Annotated in this window: 19 protein-coding genes; 14 read left to right on the top strand and 5 right to left on the bottom strand. The window is 73.8% G+C overall.

The features are described from left to right. Positions 1-281: 281 nt before the first annotated feature. The 8 genes from ACGF1Z_RS32310 (at position 282) to ACGF1Z_RS32345 (ending at position 8,954) form a co-directional block, all read left to right on the top strand. Entirely contained in the window at positions 282-1,133 is an 852-nt protein-coding gene (locus ACGF1Z_RS32310) for an amino acid ABC transporter permease (protein ID WP_393009597.1), read from the top strand. After that, positions 1,130-3,016 (top strand): FAD/NAD(P)-binding protein, encoded by a 1,887-nt coding sequence (locus tag ACGF1Z_RS32315; protein WP_393009598.1) that lies wholly within the window; start codon positions 1,130-1,132, stop codon positions 3,014-3,016. Before ACGF1Z_RS32310 ends, ACGF1Z_RS32315 begins: the two co-directional genes overlap by 4 nt. Before the next feature lie 140 nt (positions 3,017-3,156). Further along, positions 3,157-4,044 (top strand): amino acid ABC transporter permease, encoded by an 888-nt coding sequence (locus ACGF1Z_RS32320; RefSeq protein ID WP_393009600.1) that lies wholly within the window; start codon positions 3,157-3,159, stop codon positions 4,042-4,044. A 5-nt stretch (positions 4,045-4,049) separates the two neighbouring features. Further along, positions 4,050-4,802, top strand: coding sequence for an amino acid ABC transporter ATP-binding protein (locus ACGF1Z_RS32325; RefSeq protein WP_393009775.1), 753 nt, complete (start codon positions 4,050-4,052; stop codon positions 4,800-4,802). Positions 4,803-4,999: 197 nt separating this feature from the next. Beyond that, positions 5,000-5,983, top strand: a complete 984-nt coding sequence (locus ACGF1Z_RS32330; protein WP_393009602.1) for an ABC transporter substrate-binding protein — start codon at positions 5,000-5,002, stop codon at positions 5,981-5,983. Positions 5,984-6,004: 21 nt separating this feature from the next. Continuing rightward, complete coding sequence (locus ACGF1Z_RS32335) at positions 6,005-6,820, top strand: DUF1684 domain-containing protein (RefSeq protein ID WP_393009603.1); 816 nt, start codon at positions 6,005-6,007, stop codon at positions 6,818-6,820. Between the two features lie 194 nt (positions 6,821-7,014). Then, positions 7,015-7,869: a S1 family peptidase gene (locus ACGF1Z_RS32340; protein ID WP_393009605.1), complete on the top strand. Its 855-nt coding sequence runs from the start codon at positions 7,015-7,017 to the stop codon at positions 7,867-7,869. A 185-nt stretch (positions 7,870-8,054) separates the two neighbouring features. Beyond that, positions 8,055-8,954, top strand: a complete 900-nt coding sequence (locus ACGF1Z_RS32345) for a S1 family peptidase (RefSeq protein ID WP_393009607.1) — start codon at positions 8,055-8,057, stop codon at positions 8,952-8,954. Positions 8,955-9,195: 241 nt separating this feature from the next. Here the strand turns inward: ACGF1Z_RS32345 and ACGF1Z_RS32350 are convergent, their stop codons facing one another. Further along, entirely contained in the window at positions 9,196-10,233 is a 1,038-nt protein-coding gene (locus ACGF1Z_RS32350) for a DUF3533 domain-containing protein (protein ID WP_393009609.1), read from the bottom strand. Positions 10,234-10,386: 153 nt separating this feature from the next. Between ACGF1Z_RS32350 and ACGF1Z_RS32355 the strand changes: the two genes are divergently transcribed. The 3 genes from ACGF1Z_RS32355 to ACGF1Z_RS32365 all read left to right on the top strand — a co-directional run bounded on the left by ACGF1Z_RS32355 (position 10,387) and on the right by ACGF1Z_RS32365 (position 16,026). Continuing rightward, on the top strand, positions 10,387-14,004 hold the full coding sequence (locus ACGF1Z_RS32355) for a DNA polymerase III subunit alpha (RefSeq protein ID WP_393009610.1): 3,618 nt from the start codon (positions 10,387-10,389) through the stop codon (positions 14,002-14,004). After that, entirely contained in the window at positions 14,001-14,960 is a 960-nt protein-coding gene (locus ACGF1Z_RS32360; protein WP_393009612.1) for a hypothetical protein, read from the top strand. The genes ACGF1Z_RS32355 and ACGF1Z_RS32360 overlap by 4 nt, the downstream gene beginning before the upstream one ends. A gap of 193 nt (positions 14,961-15,153) precedes the next feature. Beyond that, positions 15,154-16,026, top strand: a complete 873-nt coding sequence (locus ACGF1Z_RS32365) for an esterase/lipase family protein (protein WP_393009614.1) — start codon at positions 15,154-15,156, stop codon at positions 16,024-16,026. A gap of 6 nt (positions 16,027-16,032) precedes the next feature. On the opposite strand, the gene ACGF1Z_RS32370 is transcribed toward ACGF1Z_RS32365, so the two are convergent. Further along, positions 16,033-17,004: a lytic polysaccharide monooxygenase gene (locus ACGF1Z_RS32370; protein ID WP_393009616.1), complete on the bottom strand. Its 972-nt coding sequence runs from the start codon at positions 17,002-17,004 to the stop codon at positions 16,033-16,035. Between the two features lie 251 nt (positions 17,005-17,255). On the opposite strand from ACGF1Z_RS32370, the gene ACGF1Z_RS32375 reads away from it, so the two are divergent. Together ACGF1Z_RS32375 and ACGF1Z_RS32380 are read left to right on the top strand one after the other, a co-directional pair. Beyond that, entirely contained in the window at positions 17,256-17,717 is a 462-nt protein-coding gene (locus tag ACGF1Z_RS32375; RefSeq protein WP_393009618.1) for a GNAT family N-acetyltransferase, read from the top strand. A gap of 78 nt (positions 17,718-17,795) precedes the next feature. Continuing rightward, a complete protein-coding gene (locus tag ACGF1Z_RS32380; RefSeq protein ID WP_393009620.1) occupies positions 17,796-18,218 on the top strand; it encodes a DUF6299 family protein in 423 nt (140 codons plus the stop codon). A 170-nt stretch (positions 18,219-18,388) separates the two neighbouring features. Here ACGF1Z_RS32380 and ACGF1Z_RS32385 read toward each other — a convergent pair whose 3' ends face one another. Next, positions 18,389-18,925, bottom strand: coding sequence for a DUF402 domain-containing protein (locus ACGF1Z_RS32385; RefSeq protein WP_393009622.1), 537 nt, complete (start codon positions 18,923-18,925; stop codon positions 18,389-18,391). Beyond that, complete coding sequence (locus ACGF1Z_RS32390; protein WP_393009623.1) at positions 18,897-19,835, bottom strand: GNAT family N-acetyltransferase; 939 nt, start codon at positions 19,833-19,835, stop codon at positions 18,897-18,899. Before ACGF1Z_RS32390 ends, ACGF1Z_RS32385 begins: the two co-directional genes overlap by 29 nt. A gap of 74 nt (positions 19,836-19,909) precedes the next feature. Between ACGF1Z_RS32390 and ACGF1Z_RS32395 the strand changes: the two genes are divergently transcribed. Continuing rightward, positions 19,910-20,284 (top strand): GntR family transcriptional regulator, encoded by a 375-nt coding sequence (locus ACGF1Z_RS32395; protein ID WP_393009625.1) that lies wholly within the window; start codon positions 19,910-19,912, stop codon positions 20,282-20,284. A gap of 67 nt (positions 20,285-20,351) precedes the next feature. Here the strand turns inward: ACGF1Z_RS32395 and ACGF1Z_RS32400 are convergent, their stop codons facing one another. Further along, positions 20,352-21,470 carry a DUF5925 domain-containing protein gene (locus ACGF1Z_RS32400; RefSeq protein ID WP_393009627.1) on the bottom strand — a complete coding sequence of 373 codons (1,119 nt, stop codon included), beginning with the start codon at positions 21,468-21,470 and terminating at the stop codon, positions 20,352-20,354. Positions 21,471-21,577 lie beyond the last annotated feature (107 nt).

Genomic DNA, 21,577 nt, shown 5'->3' on the forward strand with positions numbered 1-21,577 from the left:
GTCGGCTCAACAGGAAGAGGACCACACACGACCGAAGTCGATGTGGGAGCGCGTGACCAGCCACTGCTGCGGATGCATGGCCCAAGTGGAACAGGCATCCGTTTCCGCGTCAACCATGATGAGACGAACGGCTCATCATCCGGACGCACTTGACAGGCGGCCGTGCGCGCCGCGTAGCGTGAAGGAGCGGACCGCGCTGAGGGGCTCGGGTCCGCGGCTCACCGCGCGCCGAAGGCGCATCCCGTGTTCGATCCGTCTCTGGAATCCACGGAGCCTTCGCCATGTCCGCGACCCTCGCCAAAGCCTCCGCCCCCGCCCCGGCACCACCCGAGGCGGCCCTCCCGATCGTCCCCGCCCGCCGCACCGGCCAGTGGGCCGCCGCCGGCGCCGTCCTCGTCCTGGCCGGGCTCGGGCTGTACTCCGTCGTCACCAACCAGGCCTTCCAGTGGGACGTGGTCGGCGCCTACTTCACCTCCACCGCCGTCCTGCGCGGCCTCGGCCTCACCCTGTGGCTGACCGCCGTCGTGATGGTGCTCGGCTTCGCCATCGGCACCCTGCTCGCCGTGCTCCGGCTCTCCGCCAACCCGGTGCTGCGCGCGGTCAGCTGGGGCTACGTGTGGTTCTTCCGGTCCACGCCGATCCTGGTGCAGCTGCTGTTCTGGTTCAACATCGGCGCCCTGTACCCGACGATCCTCGGCATCCACACCGTCAACCTGCTCGGCCCCGTCTCGGTCGCCGTCATCGGCCTCACCCTCCACGAGGGCGCCTACGCCGCCGAGGTCGTCCGCGGCGGCATCCTCTCCGTCGACCGCGGTCAGATCGAGGCCGCGCAGTCCCTCGGCCTCGGCCGCCGGCGCCGGTTCACCCGGATCGTGCTGCCCCAGGCCATGCGCTCCATCGTGCCGCCCGCCGGCAACATGCTCATCGGCACCCTCAAGGGCACCTCGATCGTCTCCGTCATCGCCGTCCAGGACCTGCTCTACTCCGTCCAGCTCGTCTACCACCGCACCTACCAGGTCATCCCGCTGCTCCTGGTCGCCACCGTCTGGTACGTCCTGGTCACCTCGGTCCTCGGCGTCGGACAGCACTACGTCGAGCGGCACTACGCGCGCGGCACGGGCGGCGCGCGATGAGCGCCCGACGCCCCGCGGTCGTCGTCGTCGGCGCCGGGCCCCGTGGCACCGGCTTCCTCGAACGGCTCGCCGCCAACCTGCCCGAGCTGTACGGGGACCGGCCCCTCGACGTGCACCTCGTCGACCCGCACCCGGCCGGCCCGGGGCGCATCTGGCGCACCGACCGCTCCCCGCTGCTCTGGATGAACTCCCGGGCCGAGGACGTCACCATGTTCACCGACGACACGGTGCGGATCGACGGGCCCGTACGCCCCGGTCCCAGCCTCGCCGAATGGGCCGGCATCGACGGCCGCTCCTTCCCGAGCCGCCCCCAGCAGGGCGCCTATCTGCGCTGGGCGCACGCACAGGCCCGGGCCGCGCTGCCGCCCACCGTCACCGTCCACGAGCACCCCACCACCGCGCTGCGCGTCACCGGCCCGCGCGACGGGCGGCAGCGGGTCTGGCTCGACGGGCACGCCGTACCGCTCGCCGCCGACCTCGTCGTGCTCGCCCTCGGGCACCTCGACGCCCGGCCCGACGCCCGGCTGCGCGAGCCGGCCGGGTTCGCCGCCCGGCACGGCCTGGTGTACCTGCCGCCGGAGTTCACCGCCGACTCCGACCTGTCCGTCCTGCCGGCCGGCGAACCCGTCCTGGTCCGCGGCTTCGGCCTCGCCTTCGTCGACCTGATGGTGCTGCTCACCGAGGGACGGGGCGGGCGCTACGAGCAGCACCCCGAGGACGCCGACCGGCTGGTGTACGTGCCGTCCGGCCGCGAGCCCGTGCTGCACGTCGGATCGCGGCGCGGAGTCCCGTACCACTCCAAGATCGGCTACGAGCCCGACGGGGAACGCCCGCCGCTGCCGCGCTTCTTCGGGCCCGCCGAGGTCGACGCGCTGCTCGCCGCCGACCGGCCGCTCGACTTCCGGCGCGATGTGTGGCCGTCGGTCGCCAAGGAACTCGGCTGGGCCCACTACCACCGCCTCTTCGCCGCCCACCCGGAGCGCACCGCCGTCGCCCGGGAGGTCTTCGAGGAGCGGTACGCGGCCGCCGAGCCCCTCGGTCCGGAGCTGGACGCCCTGGTCGCCCTGGCCGTACCGGACCCGGCCGACCACTTCGACCCGGACGCGCTCGACCACCCCCTCGCCGGGGTCCGGTACGCCTCCGCCGAGGCCCTCCAGGACGGCCTGCGCCGCTACGTCGCCGACGACCTGAGGCGCCGTCACAACCCCGCCCACAGTCCCGACCAGGCGGTCTTCGACGCGCTGCTCTCCGTCTACGGACAGTTGACCCGGCTCGGAGAGATCGGCGACCCCGGCAACTGGTGGCACGGATTCTTCAGCTACCTCGCCTCCGGCCCGCCCGGCTCCCGGCTGCGCCGGCTGCTCGCCCTCTCCGACGCGGGGATCGTCCGCTTCCTCGGCGCCGGCCTGACCGTGGAGACCGACGAGGCACGGGGCGTCTTCCGGGCCTCCTCGGCGAGCCTGCCGGGGGAGTGGACCGAGGCCCGCGCCCTCGTCGAGGCCCGGCTGCCCGACCCCACCGTGACGCACAGCGCCGACCCGCTGCTCCGTGCCCTGTACGCGGACGGCGCCCGCGCCACCGACGCCGGGCTGCTCGCCGTCGACCCCGGCGACGGCCGGGTCCTCGGGAGGGACGGACGCCCGCACCCGCGGCGCTTCGCACTCGGCCCGCACACCACCTCCCGGGCCGGCGGGGCCTTCACCCGGCCCCGTACCGGCGGCGTCGCCTTCCGCCAGAACGACCGCACCGCGCGCACCGCGCTCGCGCTGCTGCGCGACCTGTCCTGTCCGGCGGACACCGCCCCCGCGGCCGGGCCGACTGCGACGTCCGCGCCGACTGCGACGTCCGCGCCCGTTGAGACCTCCGCGTCGGCGGTCGCCTGAGCCGGTCCGTCCGGCCGCCGGCCGGTCCGTTCCCTGTTCCCCGCCGTCCCCCGGCCGGCCCGTTCGCCCTTCCCCGTTCCCCGTCCGCCGGTTCGCCCGCCCGTCCGTCCTCGTGCCGAACTCCCTCTCCGAGGTGTCCCATGTCCCTGACCAGTGATCCACCCGTCGACCTCGCCCCGGCGCAGGTCCCGGCCGGCGACCCGCCGGCGCTGAAGACCGTGCCCGTGCGGCACCCCTGGCGCTGGGTCGCCGTCGCCGTCACCGCCGTCGTGCTCGCCCAGTTCCTGCACGGTCTCGTCACCAACCCCGGCTGGGAGTGGGACGTCTTCGCCCGCTTCTTCGCCTCCGACGCGATCCTCGAAGCCGTCTGGGTGACCCTCCAGCTCACCTTCTACGGCACCGCCCTCGGCTTCGCCCTGGGCATCGTCCTCGCCTTCATGCGCCTGTCCGCGAGCCCGTTCCTCAAGGCGGTCGCCTTCGGCTACATCTGGGCCTTCCGCTCGATCCCGCTCATCGTCCAGCTGCTGTTCTGGTTCAACCTCGCCTATCTGTACGAGGAGTTGAGCCTCGGCATCCCCTTCGGGCCGAGTGTCTGGTCCTTCGACACCATGGGCCTGGTCGGCGCGATGAGCGCGGCCGTCCTCGGTCTGGCCCTCCACCAGGCGGCCTACGCCGCCGAGATCGTCCGTGGCGGCGTCCTGGCCGTGGACGGCGGTCAGCTGGAGGCGGCGGCCGCGCTCGGCATCCCGCGCCTGCGGCAGCTGCGGCGGATCGTGCTGCCGCAGGCCATGCGCTCGATCCTGCCCAACGCCGCCAACGAGATCATCTCGCTCTTCAAGGGCACCTCGATCGTCTCCGTCATGGCGATCGGCGAGCTCTTCTACCAGGTCCAGGTCGTCTACGGCCGCAACGGACGGGTCGTCCCGCTCCTGATGGTCGCCACCGCCTGGTACGTCCTGCTGACCACCGCGCTCTCCGTCGTCCAGCACTACGTCGAACGCCACTACGCGAAGGGGAGCACCCGATGAGCTCCATGGTCGAAGTCCGGGCCGTCCACAAGAGCTTCGGGGACCTCCCGGTGCTGCGCGGCATCGATCTCGACGTCCGGCCCGGCGAGGTCACCGTCGTCCTCGGCCCGTCCGGCTCCGGAAAGTCCACCCTGCTGCGGACCATCAACCACCTGGAGAAGGTCGACAGCGGCACCGTGAGCGTCGACGGCACCCTCGTCGGCTACCGCCGCTCCGGCGACAAGCTCTACGAGCTGCGCGAGCGCGAGGTCCTCCGGCAGCGCACCCGGATCGGTTTCGTCTTCCAGAACTTCCACCTCTTCCCGCACCTCACGGTCCTGGAGAACATCGTCGAGGCCCCGGTCTCGGCCCTGAAGCGCCCTCGCGGGGAGGCCGAGGCGGCCGCCCTGAAGCTGCTCGACCGGGTCGGCCTGGCCGAGAAGGCCCGCGCCTACCCCAGGCAGTTGTCCGGAGGGCAGCAGCAGCGGGTCGCCATCGCCCGCGCGCTCGCCCTCGAACCGGCCCTGCTGCTCTTCGACGAGCCGACGTCCGCGCTCGACCCGGAGCTGGTCGGCGAGGTGCTCGACGTCATCAAGGACCTGGCCGCCGGCGGCACCACCATGATCGTCGTCACCCACGAGATCGGCTTCGCCCGCGAGGTCGCCGACACGGTCGTCTTCATGGACGAGGGACGGATCGTCGAGCAGGGACCGCCCGCCGAGGTCCTGGACAGCCCCCGCCACGAACGCACCCGCGCCTTCCTCTCCAAGGTCCTCTGACCGCCGAGGGGCGGTTCCGGGGCGTCTTCCGGCCTCCCGGGCGCTCCCGGTCGCCTACCCGATCCCTCTCGGTCGCCTTCCCGATCCCTCCCGGTCGCCCACCCGTCCTCCGGGCTCCCTCCGGTGCCCCCTGGCCGCCCGTGAGGCCCCGGTCGTCACCGGGTCCCTCCACCGTCCGCAAACGAAGGAGTTCCGTCATGTCCCTCCGCCACCGCCCGCTCGCCGTCGCCCTCGCCGCGCTCTCCGCCCTCGGCCTGCTCACCGCCTGCGGCGCGAGCGACGCCGCCGACGACATCGTCTCGCCCAAGGGACAGAAGGGCGCGGGCGCCGGCATCAACCTCGGTCCGGACCAGCAGCGCGTCCACACCGCCAAGGTCGACGCCCTCGCCGCCAAGCTTCCCGAGGCCGTGCGCAAGCGCGGCACGCTCACCCTCGGCGTCTCCACCGGCAGCGCCCCGCCGCTCGCCTTCTACGCCACCGACGACAGAACCCTGATCGGCGCCGAACTCGACCTCGCCACGCTCGTGGCCGACACCCTCGGCGTGAAGCCCGAGTTCTCCCCGGTCTCCTGGGAGAACCTCTTCGTCGGCCTCGACAGCGGCAAGTTCGACGGGGTCTTCTCCAACGTGACCGTCACGGAGGAGCGCAAGGACAAGTACGACTTCGCCACCTACCGCCTGGACGACCTGGCCTTCGAGGCGAAGAAGGGCGCCGGCTGGAAGGTCGCGGGCCCGGCCGACGTCGCGGGCCGGACCATCGCGGTCAGTTCCGGCACCAACCAGGAGAAGATCCTGGTCGACTGGAGCCGGCAGAACGAGAAGGCGGGCCGCAAGCCCGTCGACATCACGTACTTCCAGAACCAGACCGACTACTACCTGGCGCTCCAGTCCGGCCGCATCGACGCCTACCTCGGCCCGAACCCGACCTCCGCCTACCACGTCGCCTCGGCCGGCCGGACCGAGATCGTGGGCAGGCTCTCCGGCGCCGGCGCCGGGCTCCAGGGCAAGATCGCCGCCACCACGAAGAAGGGCAGCGGACTCGTCGAGGCGTACGCCGCCGCCCTGGACCACGTCATCGAGAACGGCACGTACGCGCAGGTCCTCAAGCGCTGGGGACTCAGCACGGAGGCCGTCACGCGCTCCGAGATCAACCCGCCCGGCCTGCCCCGCACCAAGAACTGACCTGTGGAAAGGTGACACACCATGAGTACGCACGCAGGACCGGGCGCGCACGGCGACGATCCCCGGCAGGAGTGGCAGCACTGGCACGAGCAGCGGACGGAGGCGGTCGCCTCGCCGTACGGACCGCTCTCGCTGACGGGCACGTACTGGCTCTCGGACGTGCCGGAGGGGCGAATTCCGGACGTTCCGGGGGAGTGGCGGGCCGAGGGTGACGAGGTCGTCCTGACCGCGGGTGCCGAGGACGCGATCACCGTCGACGGCAAGCCGCTGATCGGCAGCGTGCGGCTGACCGCCGACCACGGCCCGGTCCACGGGTCCCGGGTCGAGTCAGCCGGCCGCCGGCTGGTCCTGCTGCGCCGTGAGGGGGAGTGGGCGGTGCGGGACTTCGACCCCGAGTCGGCGGCGCGCCGCGCCTTCCGGGGCATCGAGGCCACCCCGTACGACGAGGCGTGGGTGCGGCCGGGGGTGTTCCGCCCGTACGCCGAGGACCGGCACGTGCGGGTGCGGAACGCGGACGGCCGGGAGCGCGGGCTCGGTCTCGCCGGTGAGCTGGTCTTCGACCTGCACGGCGCCGAGCACAGCCTGCAGGTGGCGGTGGAGGACGACGGCTCGCTGTGGGCGGTCTTCGCGGACGCCACCAGCGGGCGGGACAGCTATCGCTTCCGGTTCCTGCGGCCGCCGGCGCCGGCCGCGGACGGCTCCGTGACCGTGGACCTCAACCGGGCGCTGCTGCCGCCGTGCGCGTTCGTGGCGCATTTCATCTGCCCCTTCCCGCCGCCGGGGAACACGCTGGACACGGCGGTCGCGGCGGGGGAGCGGCGGGTCGTGGAGGGCTGAGCCCGCCGGTGCGGACGGCGCGGGCCTACGGGGGGCCGCGCCGTCCGCGCGCGTAGACGAGGAACGTGGGCGGTCTTGTGCGTTCCGCTACGACGGGCCAGTATCGCTGGCGGTGCATGTCAGGGACACGTCACTTGACAGTGCCTCATGAACCCGCCACCCACGGGTCTCTCCGCCGTACCCGAAGGAGAACAGTGAGGACCACGCGCATCCGACTGCTCGCCGTCGCCTCCGCCGTCACCGCCGTCACCGCCCTCGGCCTGCCCGGCGCCCACGCCGCCCCCACGCCCGGCCCCGCGAGCGCCGCCACGCTCGCCCGCGCCGACGCCGCCGTCCTGAAGGCGGACGTCGGCGGCACCGCCTGGTACGTCGACGAGGCCGCCGGCCGCGTCGTCGTCACCGCCGACTCCACCGTCTCCGAGGCCGGGCTCGCCAAACTGAGAAGCGCCGCCGGCGCCGATGCCGGAGCGCTGCGCGTTCAGCGCGCCCCCGGCGTCTTCAGGCCCCTGCTCGGCGCGGGCGACGCCATCTACGGCAACGGCTACCGCTGCTCGCTCGGCTTCAACGTCCGCAGCGGCAGCACGTACTACTTCCTCACCGCCGGCCACTGCGGCAACGTCGTCAGCACCTGGTACGCCAACTCGGCCCAGTCCACGCTGATCGGCCCCACGGTCGGATCCAGCTTCCCGGGCAACGACTACGCGCTGGTCCGCTACGACAACGCCGCGCTGGCCCACACCGGCGGGTTCACCGCGGCCGACGCCTACGTGGGCGAGTCCGTGAAGCGCACCGGCTCCACCACGGGCACCCGCGGCGGCACCGTGACCGGCCTCGACGCCACGGTCCACTACTCCGGCGGCGGCACCGTGCGAGGCCTCATCCAGACCGACGTCTGTGCCGAGCCCGGCGACTCGGGCGGTGCCCTCTACGACGGCACCAAGGCGCTCGGCATCACCTCCGGAGGCAGCGGCAACTGCTCGACCGGAGGCACCACGTTCTTCCAGCCGGTGCCGGAGGCGCTCGCCAAGTACAAGGTCAGCCTCTACTGAGGCCGAGCTCTGTGCCGGGCAACTCCCTTACCCCGCTGGTTGGTTGAAGGCTGCACGGCCGAAAGCCGCCCTTGCGGCGCGAAGCCGTACGGCCCGAGACTCCCCCAACAGCGCCGGCCCCTGGCCGCGCCTCACGGGTCCGACACCCCACTGTGGGACCCCGATTCCCCCATGGAGGAACAGAAGTGAGGATCAAGCGCACCACCCCCACGAGAAACATCCGGATGCTCGCCATCGCGACCGGCCTCGTCGCCGCCGCGGCGCTCGCCGTCCCCACCGCGAACGCCGACTCGGCCGCGCAGGCGGGCACCTTCAGTGCCACCCAGCTCACCGCCGCGGGCGACGCCGTCCTCGCGGCCGACGTGGCGGGCACCGCCTGGCGCGTCGACCCCGCCACCAGGACCGTGGTCGTCACCGCCGACTCCACCGTCTCGCAGGCGGACCTCGCCAAGATCAAGCGCCAGGCCGGCGCCAACGCGGGCGCCCTGCGCATCGAGCGCACCCCCGGGAAGTTCAACAAGCTGATCTCCGGCGGCGACGCCATCTACGCGAGCAGCTGGCGCTGCTCCCTCGGCTTCAACGTCAAGGACAGCGCGGGGAACTACTACTTCCTCACCGCCGGCCACTGCACCGACGGCGCGGGCACCTGGTGGTCCAACTCCTCTCACAGCACCGTGCTCGGGACCACCGCCGGGTCGAGCTTCCCGACCAATGACTACGGCATCGTGCGCTACACCAACAGCTCGGTGACCAAGTCCGGCACCGTCGGCAGCGTCGACATCACCAGCGCCGCCAACGCCACGGTCGGCATGTCCGTCACCCGCCGCGGCTCCACCACCGGCATCCACAGCGGTACGGTCACCGGCCTCAACGCCACGGTGAACTACGGCGGCGGCGACATCGTCTACGGCATGATCCAGACCAACGTCTGCGCCGAGCCCGGCGACTCCGGCGGGCCGCTCTACTCCGGCAGCCGCGCCATCGGCCTCACCTCGGGCGGCAGCGGCAACTGCTCCTCCGGCGGAACCACCTTCTTCCAGCCGGTGACCGAGGCGCTCAGCGCGTACGGGGTCAGCGTCTTCTAGACCTCCCGGCCCCGGCTCGCCCCCGCCGTCCCGTCGACGCGGCGGCGGTGGGCCGGGGCCTTCGCGAGCAGGGACGGCGCCGACAGGGCCGCGAGCGGCCCGGGAGACACGGCGACCGGAGTGCGTCCGGAGCCCCGGCGGTGCGACCGTCGGGGCTCGGCCCTGTTCGGGCCGCCCCGCGGCGGGGACACCCGGCCGGGCCGGCCGGGGTCTCGGGGTCCCGCGCCGCCGACGACAGGACCTAGGCGCGGGCCCCGCCCGCCTCGCCGGCGATCGGCTCCCTCTCCGGGTCCCGCTTCAGCGAGGACATCACCAGGGTGACGGCCGCGCCGACGACCGCCCAGACCGACAGGACCACCATCGAGACGGTCATGTCGTTGCCCTTGAAGTACGCGATCGAGCGCGCCGCCCAGGTGCCCGCGCCCGGTGGCAGGTACGGGCCGATCGCCTTCCAGAACGGCGGCAGCATCGGCAGCGGGAAGGCGCCGCCCGCGCTGGGGTTGCCCGCGACCACGATGAGCAGGATCGCGAGGCCGATGCCGACGATCCCGAACACCGACTGCAGGGCGAGGGTGGCGGCACCGACCGCGAAGACCACCAGGGTGCCCAGGCCCCACAGCGCGGCGACGCTGCCGGGCAGGGCGCCGAGGATCGGACCGACGATGATCGCGCCGCCGAGGCCGCCGAGGGCCGCGTAGAGCGCCAGCACGCCGAGCCGGATGACCGCCCGCTCCCGGTTGGCCGGCCGGGAACCTGCGCTGATCGCCAGGATCGCCGCGCAGATGTAGCCGCCGACGCACCAGCCGACGACCAGGTAGAAGGCGGAGAGTCCGTCGAAGTCCTGCGGCGAGGCGGGAGCCACGTCGACGGTCCGCACGGTGCGCTGGTTGGCCGCCTCCAGCCGGACGAACATCTTCTCCAGCGTGGAGGAGAGCACGGTGCCGCCGCCGGAGGCGACGAGCAGGGTGTCGGTGCGGCCCCGCGGGTCGACGATCAGGGCGCCGTCGATCTCCCGGTCGAGGATCTGGTCCCGCGCCTCGTCGGCGGTCGCGACCGTGCGCGGGTCGAGCGGATCGCCGGGCAGCTGCTCCAGCCGGTTCACGAGGACGGTGGACGCCTGCTGGGGGCCGACCACGCCGAAGGGCACGTCGGTGGGCTTCGGATCGTGCAGGGCCCCGACGTACGAGGCGATGAACAGGAGCTGGAGGGCGAAGACGCCGACGACCAGCAGGGCTGCTCGGGGGGTGACGGCTCTCTTCAGTTCGTCGACGAGACTCATGCCCCCACGCTCCGAGGCGGGCGGCGTTTGCGCAGGTGGGCCGGGGCCGAATGGCTGATGCCACACGCTTATCGTACGGACGTTCGAAAATGAGCTACGCTGGTTCGAGGGGGTGGGAACGTATGTACGAATTCGACGTGGGAGGTGTGGCGCATGCCGGGGTTCACGCATCTGCACACCGCGTCGGGCTTCTCCCTGCGCTACGGCGCCTCCCACCCCGCCCGGCTGGCCGAGCGGGCCGCCGAGCGCGGTATGGACGCCCTCGCCCTGACCGACCGCGACACCGTCGCGGGCGTGGTCCGCTTCGCCAAGGCCTGCGAGAAGGAGGGGGTCCGCCCGCTCTTCGGCGTGGACCTCGGCTACGAGCCGTTCCTGGCCCCGGTGCCGGCCGGCCCCCCGAACGGCACCCTCCCGCACGGCCCCGGACCGGACGGGCGCCCGGCACCCGGCCGCGGCGGGCAGACCTCCGCGCGACGGATGCCCGTACGGGGCGGGGCCTTCGTGGACGAGTCCGCGCCCCGGGCCGTCTTCCTCGCCCGGTCCCGGACCGGCTGGGCCGCGCTCTGCGCGCTCGTCACCGCCGCCCACGCCCACGCGGGGGAGGGGCGGCCCGTCCTGCCCTGGACCGCCCACCAGGGCGACGGCCTCTTCGTGCTGCTCGGCTCCGACTCCGACGTCGGCCGCGCCCTCGCCGCCGGCCGGCCCGACCGGGCCGCGCGGCTGCTCGTGCCCTGGCGCGAGCGGTACGGCGACGCCCTCTGCCTGGAGGTCGTGCACCACGGACGCTCCGGTACCGGGCCCGGCTCGCTGCGGCTCGCCGCCCGTACCGTCGGCTTCGCCGCCGAGCAGGGCGTCCGGCCCGTGCTCGGCAACGAGGTCCGCTACGCCGACCCCGGTCAGGGTCCGGTCGCCGACGTGCTCGACTCCGCCCGCCGGCTCGTCCCCGTCGACCCGCGGGCCGGGCTCGACAGCGGCGAGGCCTGGCTCAAGGGAGCCGACGACATGCTGGCCGGCGCCGAGCAGATCGTGGAGGCCGCGGGCTTCCGCCGGGACGCCGCGCACCGGCTCCTGGAACGGACCGAGGCCGTCGCCGCCGCCTGCCTGGTCGACCCGGAGGACGACCTCGGCATGGGCTCCGCGCACTTCCCCGAGCCGTACCTCGTCGGCGCCGCCCACCGCACCGCCCAGCGCGTGCTCGCCTCCCGGGCCGCCGCCGGCATGGTGCTCAAGGGCTACGACCGCCGCCCCGACCGGCGCGTCTACTGGGACCGGGTGCACCACGAGCTCGACATCATCGCCCACCACGGCTTCGCCAGCTACTTCCTGACGGTCGCCCAGGTCGTCGACGACGTACGGGACATGGGCATCCGGGTGGCCGCACGCGGCTCGGGCGCCGGATCCCTCGTCAACCACCTCCTCGGCATCGCCCACGCCGACCCGGTCGAGCACGGCCTGCTGATGGAACGCTTCCTGTCCAAGCGCCGCACCGCCCTGCCCGACATCGACATCGACGTCGAGTCGGCCCGCCGCATCGAGGTCTACCGCGCGATCCTCGACCGCTTCGGCGCCGAGCGGGTCGTCACCGTCGCCATGCCCGAGACCTACCGGGTCCGCCACGCGGTCCGGGACGTCGGCGCCGCCCTGTCCATGGACCCGGCCCGGACCGACCGGATCGCCAAGGCCTTCCCGCACATCCGCGCCCGGGACGCCCGCGCCGCCCTCGACGAACTGCCCGAACTGCGCGAACTGAAGGCCGACCTGGCGGGGGACACCCGCTTCTGGGAGCTGGTCGAGGCGCTCGACGCACTGCCCCGAGGCATCGCCATGCACCCCTGCGGCGTCCTCCTCTCGGACGCCTCGCTGCTCGGCCGCACCCCCGTCGTGCCCACCAGCGGCGAAGGGCTGCCCATGTCGCAGTTCGACAAGGAGGACGTGGAGGACCTCGGCCTGCTCAAGCTCGACGTCCTCGGGGTCCGGATGCAGTCCGCGATGGCGCACGCCGTCGCCGAGGTCGAGCGGGCCACCGGCACCCGCCCGGACGTCGACGCGGTCCCGCCCGGCGACCCCGACACCTACCGGCTGATCCGCTCCACCGAGACCCTGGGCTGCTTCCAGATCGAGTCGCCCGGCCAGCGCGACCTGGTGGGCCGGCTCCAGCCCGAGAACTTCCACGACCTCGTCGTCGACATCTCCCTCTTCCGGCCCGGTCCGGTCGCCGCCGACATGGTCCGTCCGTTCATCGAGGCCCGGCACGGCCGGGCCCCGGTCCGCTACCCGCACCCCGACCTGGAGGAAGCCCTGAAGGAGACGTACGGCGTCGTCGTCTTCCACGAGCAGATCATCGAGATCGTGCGCATCCTGACCGGCTGCGGCCGCGACGAGGCCGACCAGGTCCGCCGCGGGCTCTCCCACCCCGAGTCGCAGGGCAGGATCAGGACCTGGTTCGCCGAGCGGGCGCGGAGCCAGGGGTACGCCGACGAGGTCGTCGCCCGCACCTGGGAGATCGTCGAGGCCTTCGGCTCGTACGGCTTCTGCAAGGCGCACGCGGTGGCCTTCGCCGTGCCGACCTACCAGTCGGCCTGGCTCAAGGCGCACCACCCCGCCGCCTTCTACGCCGGACTGCTCACCCACGACCCCGGCATGTACCCGAAGCGGCTGCTGCTCGCGGACGCCCGGCGGCGCGGGGTCCCCGTGCTGCCGCTGGACGTGAACCGGTCGGCGGTCGCCCACCGCGTCGAAGCGGTGGGCGACGGCGGCACGAGGACCTGGGGCCTGCGGCTCGGTCTCACCGACGTCCACGGCATCAGCGAGGCCGAGGGCGCCCGCATCGAGGCCGGACAGCCCTACGCCTCCCTGCTCGACTTCTGGGAGCGGGCCCGCCCGCGCAAACCCGTCGCCGAACGCCTCGCCCAGGTCGGCGCGCTGGACGCCTTCGGCGCCAACCGCCGCGACCTGCTCCTGCACCTGACCGAACTCCACCGCGTCCAGCGCGGCACCGCCTCCTACGGCGGGCAGCTCCCGCTCGCCCAGGGCCGCAGGACCGCCCCCGTCGGCCTGCCCGACCTCGACGACACGGAACGGCTCAGCGCCGAGCTCGGCATCCTCGGCATGGACGCCTCCCGTCACCTCATGGGCGACCACCGGGCCTTCCTGCGCGAACTCGGCGTCGTCTCCGCGCAGCGGCTGCGCTCGGCCCGGCACGGCCAGACCGTCCTGGTCGCCGGTGCCAAGGCCGCCACCCAGACCCCGCCGATCCGCTCCGGCAAGCGGGTCATCTTCAGCACCCTCGACGACGGCACCGGCCTGGTCGACCTCGCCTTCTTCGACGACTCCCACGAGCGCTGCGCCCACACCGTCTTCCACTCCTGGCTGCTCCTCGTCCGGGGCGTGGTGCAGCGGCGCGGCCCGCGCAGCCTCAGCGTGGTCGGCTCCGCCGCCTGGAACCTCGCCGAGCTGGCCGAACTGCGCGCCACCGGCGGCCTGCAGGCGGTGGGGGAGCGCCTCTCCGAGCCCGAGCCCGAGCCTGCTCCCGAGCCCGCGCCCGGCCCCGAGCCCGCGTCCGGGCCCGAGCCCGCGTCCGGGCCCGAGCCCGCGTCCGGGCCGCCCGCCGCGCCCGCCGCCGGGTCGCGCGGAGCGGGCGACACCGGCCGCCGGATCACGATGTCCACCGGCTACACGATGAACCCCTGGGCCGACCTCCGGCCGGCCGGGGAAGGCGCCGCCACGCCGGCGCGGAAACTGTGGCACAGCAGCCCGGGGAGCGCGGGATGATCCTTTGCGTACGGTTCCGACTGGAGTCCGCCGGGGAGGTGATGCTCCCCCGGCTGCTCGACCTCCTGGGCGAGTTCACCCCCGTCGTCGAGGCGACCCCGCCCGGCGAGGCGCTCGCCGACGTCCGCGGCGCGCTGCGCTACTTCGGCTGGAGCCCGGCCGAACTGGCCTCGGTGATCCGGGTCAGGGCGCTCGCCCTGTACGGGGTCGACTGCGTGATCGGCGCCGGACCCAACCCCATGCTGGCCCGCATGGCGGCCCGGGAGGCCCGGCCCGGCCGCACCCTGGTCGTCGAGGACCCGGAGGCCTTCCTGCGGGACCGGCCGGTCGGCGCCCTCGACGGGGTCGGCCGCGCCACCGCCCGTACCCTCTGCGGCTACGGCCTCGACTCCGTCGGACGGGTCGCCGCCGCTCCCCTCGCCGTCCTCCAGCGGCTCGTCGGCGCCAAGGCCGGCCGCGAGCTGTGGGAGCGGGCCCGCGGCATCGACCGCACCCCGGTCGTCCCCGGGGAGCTCTCCCGTTCCCTGGCGGCCGAACACCCCTTCCCGCACGACGAGCTGAACCCCGGCGAGCACCGCAGGGCCCTGCTGGCGCTCGCCGGGGAACTGGGCGGCCGGATGCGGACCGGGGGCCAGGTGTGCCGCTCCCTGACGGTCACCGTCCGCTACGCGGACCGCAGCACGTCGAGCCGGACCCGCACCCTGCGCGAACCCACCGCCCACTCGGCCGACCTCACCGCGCTCGCGTACGCGATCCTCGCCTCGTTCGGCCTGCAGCGCGCCCGTGTCCGGGGCATCGCCCTGCGCGCCGAGGGGCTGGCTCCCGCCGAGGGCGCCGCGCACCAGCTGACCCTCGACCCGGCGGACGACAAGGCGCGCCGGATCGAGGCGGTGGCGGACCGCGCCCGCGCGAAGTACGGCCCGAGGGCGGTGCTGCCGGGCTCGCTCGCAGCCTGACGTTCGGAGCAACGGGGCCTTTATCTCAGTGAGTTGGCAGGCGGGGCGGCGACACGACACTTTTTACCGACGCGTAACTTCCCCCCGAACCTACTCGTGCGTAGCTTGGCTGGAAGCGCATCCCCACTTGTGGTCCGGACCGCAGGGCGTCACGCACTCCCTCATTCCCCTTGAGCCGCAAGGAGATCGCCCGATGCTGCCCTGGAAGCACGCCGTCAGAGCGCTGTCCGTCCTGCTGCTGACCGCCGCCGCAAGCCTCGCCCCCACCGCCGCCCAGGCCGACACCGCACAGGTCGAGTCCGCCGCCGGACGCGGCTGGAACGACTTCACCTGCAAGCCGTCCGCCGAGCACCCCCGCCCCGTCGTCCTCGTCCACGGCACGTTCGGCAACTCCGTCGACAACTGGCTGGGACTCGCGCCGTACCTCGTCAACCGGGGCTACTGCGTCTTCTCGCTCGACTACGGCCAGCTGCCCGGTGTGCCGCTCTTCAACGGACTCGGCCCCGTCGACAGGTCCGCCGCACAGCTCGCCGCCTACGTCGACCGGGTCCTCGCCGCCACCGGCGCCCGGAAGGCGGACCTCGTCGGGCACTCGCAGGGCGGCATGATGCCCCGCTACTACCTGAAGTTCCTCGGCGGCGCCGACAAGGTGAACGCGCTCGTCGGCATCGCCCCCGACAACCACGGCACCACCCTCAGCGGCCTCACCAGGCTTCTGCCGTACTTCCCGGGCGCCGAGGACCTGCTGAAGACCTCGACCCCCGCGCTCGCCGACCAGATCGTCGGCTCCGCCGTCCTCACCAAGCTGAACGCGGGCGGCGACACCGTGCCCGGCGTGCGGTACACGGTGATCGCCACTCAGTACGACGAGGTGGTCACGCCGTACCAGTCCGGCTGGCTGTCCGGCCCGAACGTCAGCAACGTGCTGCTCCAGGACCGGTGCGCGCTCGACCTGTCCGAGCACGTGGCGATCGGGACGGTGGACCGGATCGTCTTCCACGAGGTCAACAACGCCCTCGACCCGGCCCACGCCACCCCGACCACCTGTCTCTCCGTGGTCGGCTAGCCGGCTCTAGCGCCGGGACCCGGCCGACCGGCGCCGGGTCGCGGCGAAGAGCACGGCCGCCCCGACCGCGAGCACGGCGGCGCCGCCCATCGCCAGGTACGGCGTGGCGGCGTCGCCACCGGTCTCGGCGAGCTCCTCACCGGACCCGCCGTCGGGGGCGGGCGCCGGGGCCGCGGTCCCCGCAGCGGCCGTCCCCGGCGCCGCGGTGGCCGGGGACTCCGTGCCGGGGGCCGCGGAGCCCGCCGGAGCCGGGGTGCCGCTCGGGGCCGTGTGTCCGCCGTGGCCGCCGTGTGCCGCCGTGGGAGCAGCGGTGGGAACGACCGCCGTGGGCGCCGACGACGGCGCGGTGTCCGCTCCGAAGACCACGTCCGAGCAGGTGTAGAAGGCCTCGGGGGAGTCGGAGCGCTGCCAGACCGAGTAGATCAGGTGGCGCCCCGACTTCTTCGGGACGGTGCCCGAGAACACGTAGTCGCCGTTCTGCATCCCCGGGTCCGTCACCGTGACGAACGGCTTCTCCTCCAGGTCCGACCACTTCAGCGGCTTCGACGGGTCGTAGCCGTCCTTCGTGACGTACAGGGCGAAGCTGCCCTTGTGCGGTGCGGTCCCCTTGTAACGGAAGGTGTGCGCACCGGAGTTCATCCGGCTGGCCGGCCAGTCCGCGCGGGCCAGGTCGAGGCCCCGGTACTTGTCGTTGCCGGCGCTGCACAGCTTGCCGTCCGGGATCAGCTCGCGGTGCCTGCCGGCCGCGTTCGCGATGTTCACCCCGTTCCAGTCGTAGAAGGCCTGCGTGCCGCTCGCGGCCACCGCAGCCTTGCACGCCGCCGACTTCGGGCTCTCCGGCCCCTCCGCGTAGCAGGTCGCGACCCGGCTCACCGGATCCGTCATCGACCCGTGTGCGAACACGGGCGCGGCGGCGAGGCCGGTGAACGCGAGCGCGGCGGTGGTGGTGAGGGCCGCGGCCGTACGGCGTGAGGTCATGGGGGGACAACTCCTTCACGAGGGTGGGTGTGGGGGGTTGTCCAGCAAGCTAGCCCGCGGAATCCGCGAAGAACGGCCCCCGGGACGGGAGGAGACGATCCTTATGGTCGCGTTAAGGGGCCTCTAAGCGGGGCCACAGACAGCACCGCCCCCCACGGCACGGACCGGCCTCCGGGCCACCCCCGCGCCGGGGCCCCGTCCCTCGCCGCCGTCGGCGCCCACCCCGTCGACCGCCGACGTACGGTGACCCCATGACGAGTCCCCGCCCCGCGGTCGCCGCCGACGTGCCCGCCGTGAAGGCCGTGATCGACGCCGCCTTTCACCACTACATCGAGCGGATCGGCGTCGTGCCGGCCCCCATGCGGGAGGACCACGCGGCGAACGTGGCGGCGGGGCGGGTGTTCGTCGCGGGCGAGCCCGTGGCCGGCCTCGTGGTCGTGGTCCCCGAGGCCGGGCACCTCTACCTGGACACCATCGCCGTCCACCCCGACGCCCAGGGCACCGGCCTCGGCCGCACCCTGATGGCCTGGGTCGAGGAGCGGGCGCGGGAGCTCGGCCTGCCCGAGGTGCGGCTGCTCACGAACGCGATGATGTGGGAGAACCAGAAGCTGTACGAGCGCTACGGCTACGAGGTCACCGAGCGCCGCGCGGACGGACCGTACGACCGTATTCACTACCGTAAGAACATTCTCAACTCGCCCCCGATCGAGTGAGTTTCGGGGGCGCGGAAGCCGGATCCGGTATCCCTGGCGGGCAGCGTCATCCCCCCACCCCCGAAGGGACCCCCACCCATGCGCGCTCGTCTCGCCCTTGCCGCAGGAGCCCTGCTGGCCGTCACCGCCGCCACGGTCTCGACCGCCCACGCCGGGCCCGCCGACGGGCTGTCCGTCCACCCGGTCGGGAAGCTCGCCGACGACGGCTCGGTCACCCTCTCCGGCTACTACCGATGCGTCGACGACAGCGAGGGCCCGGTCTTCGTCGGCTCCACGCTGATCCAGGAGGACCGCTCCGCGGGGATCGGCGGCACCCGGGCCGTCTGCGACGGCCTGGTGCACGAGTGGACCAACAGCGCCGTCGTGAAGGAGCCCGGCTACCGGGCGGGCGCGGCGCGCGTGGAAGCCACCCTCATGCAGCTCACCGCCACCGGTCCGATGGGCCTGCCGCTGCCCGGCTTCCTGGCACGGCAGAGCCAGGAGGTCACGCTCGGCTCCTAGGCCGGGCCCGGCCCGCGGCGCCCGGTCCGGTCCGGACGCCACGACCGGGGCCGTGTCCGTCCGGGCCGGGCCCGCGACGGAGCCGGGACCCGCCGGCCGGACCGCAGCGGACGGGCCCCGGGGCGGGTCCTCCGGTCCCGGCCGGGCTCATGGCGCCCGGCACGTGGGTCTCAGCGCTCCCCGTTCGGCCCCGGTCCGCCGGTCCCGCCCCCACCGAGCAGGGCGGCCAGCCCGTCCCGGCCGAGTGCCTCCAGCTCGTCGAGGGCCGCCACGGCTGCCGCGGCCGCCTCCGGGTCGGAGGCGGCCAGTCCGCTCGCGGCGAACTCGTCCTCGTCGAGCCGCAGGACCTCGGTGCCGTCCGCCGACACCCACAGGTCCAGGTCGAGGTCCTCGACCACCACGGTGCCGCCGTCGACCACGGCGGGCCGGGTCACGTCGCAGTACCAGCCCTTGAGCGTGCCGTCGCCGGAGCGCACCTCCTTCACCGCGTACCAGCGGTCGCGCCAGTAGTGCTCGGTGAAGACGTCGCCCGGCTCGAAGCGCACGAAGCCGAAGTCCCGTACGCCCTCGGCGGCCCAGGGGGCGCGGACGGTCAGCCGCGCCCCGTCGTCGGCGAGCGGCTCCGCCGGGTAACGGATCTTCGTCCGGCCCGCCTTGACGAGCACGATCTCCATCTTCTCAGCGGCCTCGGCCGAGCGTGCGGACATGCCGGGTCTCCTTTGCGCAGATCTCGTAGCCGAACCAGGTGTTGACGGCCAGCATCGGGCCGTTCTCCGCGTCGTTGCCGGTGAACGCCTCCGTGCAGCCGGCCGCGCGGGCCCGGTGCAGCGAGTCGTTCTTCGCGAGCTTGGCGAGCCCCCGGCCGCGGTACTCCGGGTGGGTGCCGGTCATGGCGGAGCCGTAGCGGCCGAGGCCGTCCGTGCGGGCCGCGCTGAACGCGACGGGCCGCCCGTCGGCCACCGCGACCGTGGTCAGCTCACGGTCGAGCAGCGGATGCTCCCAGGTGGACGCCAGCCAGTGCGCGTAGTCGGTCATCTCGGCGGCCACGTCGCCCGGCTCGTCGGCCGTGGTGAGCGCGTCCAGCTCGAACAGCGGGCGCGGGTCGGCGGCGAAGTCGGCCGCCGTGCGCAGCTCGACGCCGGCGGGCGGTGCCTGGAGCGGCGGCAGTGCGGCGGTGCCCAGGTCGAGCCGCTGGAAGTAGGCCGAGCGGCTCGGCCGGTAGCCGTGCTTCGCGGCGAAGGCGAGGTGGGACGGACCGTCCAGGACCCAGCTGTACAGGGTGGTCGCCCCGGCCTCCGCGAGGTGCTCCTCGGCCGCGCGCAGCAGCAGCGTGCCGGCGCCGTGCCCCACGTGCCCGGGGTGGACGAAGATGTTGACGCAGCCCGTTCCCGGCTCCGGGGCCTCGTGGGCGAGCGACACCTCCGCGGTGCCCACGGCCTCCCCGTCGACCTCGGCGAGCAGCGGCCGGTTCCGGGCGTCGGGGTGGGCGTGTGTCAGGTCGTAGGTGACCTGCGGGCCGGTGGAGATCATGTAGGGCAGGGCGGCGCGCCGGATCCGGGCGAAGGCCTCGGCGTCCTCGCCGGCCCCGGGCCGTACCTCGCGGACGATCACAGTCATGGTGCACCACGCTATGCGGCGGGCGCGCCCGGGCGCCTCCCCTTTTCCCGCGGGCCGGGTGCACAATCGGGCGGGTGACGCTTCGAATCAGCGTGGATGCCCTTTCCACCACCGCTCCTTACGAACAGCTGCGCGCCCAGATCTCGGAGAGCGCCCGCTCGGGCGAGCTGCCCGTCGGCTACAAGCTCCCGACCGTACGAGGCCTCGCGGAGGACCTCGGGCTCGCGGCGAACACGGTCGCCAAGGCGTACAAGGCCCTGGAGTCGGACGGCGTGATCGAGACCCGGGGCCGCAACGGCACCTTCGTCGCCGCCGCTTCCGACGCGGCCTCCCGCCTCGCCGCCACCGCCGCCGCCGGGTACGCCACGGAGGCCCACCGGCTGGGCCTGTCACGGGAGGCGGCCGAGGCGGCGGTCCAGGACGCCCTGAGGGCGGCGTACGAGGTGTAGGCCGTGTCTCCCGCGTCGTGCCGGGCGCGCGGCGTCCGTCCCCGCCGCGCGCCTTGGCCGCGCCTCCCTACAGGTACAGCCCCGCATCCGTGGTGCGGGGCTCGGGGATGCCCACCGTCGTGGTGCCGCGGCGCAGCGCGAACAGCTCCGCCAGCGTCGCCCCGTCGCGGCCCACCCCCTCCTCGCGTCCGAGCCAGGCGACCGCCTCGGGCCGGGTGAGCCGGTCGACCTCGATCCGGGCCAGGCAGCGGCCGGGGCGGACGACGGCCGGGTGGAGCCGCTCCAGGTCCTCGTTGGTGGTGACGGCGACGAGGACGTTGCGGCCCTGCCCGAGTAGACCGTCCGTCAGGTTGAGCAGCCGGGAGAGCGCCTGGCCCGCCGCGTTCTTGGCCTCGCCGCGGATCAGCTCGTCGCAGTCCTCCAGGAGCAGCAGGCGCCAGCGGCCCTTCGCGCCGCCCTCGTCCTCGCCGATCGCGATGTCCATGAGATAGCCGACGTCACCGAAGAGGCGCTCGGGGTCGAGGACGCAGTCGACCTGGCACCAGTCGCGCCAGGACCGGGCGAGGGTGCGCAGGGCCGAGGTCTTGCCGGTGCCGGGCGGGCCGTGGAGCAGCAGCAGCCGGCCGGTGATGTCCTCGGGGGTGACGGCCATCAGCCGGTCCATGGCCTCGGCGACGGGCGCCGTGTAGTTGGGCCGGATCTCCTCCCAGGTGCCGGCGCCGATCTGCCGGGTCGTGCGGTGCGGGCCGCGCCGGGGCGACACGTACCAGAAGCCCATGGTGACGTTCTCCGGCTGTGGTTCGGGCTCGTCCTTCGCGCCGTCCACCGCTTCCTTGAGGATCCGCTCGGCGAGCTCCGCGTCCGTCGCCGTGACGGTCACGTCGGCTCCCCGGCTCCAGCGTGAGACGAGCACGGTCCAGCCCTCGCCCTCGGCGAGCAGGGAGCTGCGGTCGTCGCCCTTGGTGGCGCGCAACAGCTTCGCGCCCGCGGGCAGCAGGGTGGCGGCGGGCTTCACGCGGTCCACGGTGGTGCTGTGCACGTGGGGTTGCTCCCCGGTCGCGAAGCGGCCGAGGAAGAGGGCGTCGACGACGTCGGAGGGGGCGTCGTCGCCGGTGAGGTGGAGGCGGAGGGGGACGGCTCGTTCGGGCGGGGCCGGGTCTCGCGGTGCGCCGTGGGTGGCAGACATGGCGCCATGATCGGCCACCGGGGCCCCTCGGCGCATCGACTTTTGACGGTTCGTCCCCTGGCTTGAAATCGATGGTTTCTGAGGGGGTGTCGGCACTTGTTCACCCC

The organism is Streptomyces sp. NPDC048018, assembly GCF_043202995.1.
Lineage (GTDB): Bacteria > Actinomycetota > Actinomycetes > Streptomycetales > Streptomycetaceae > Streptomyces.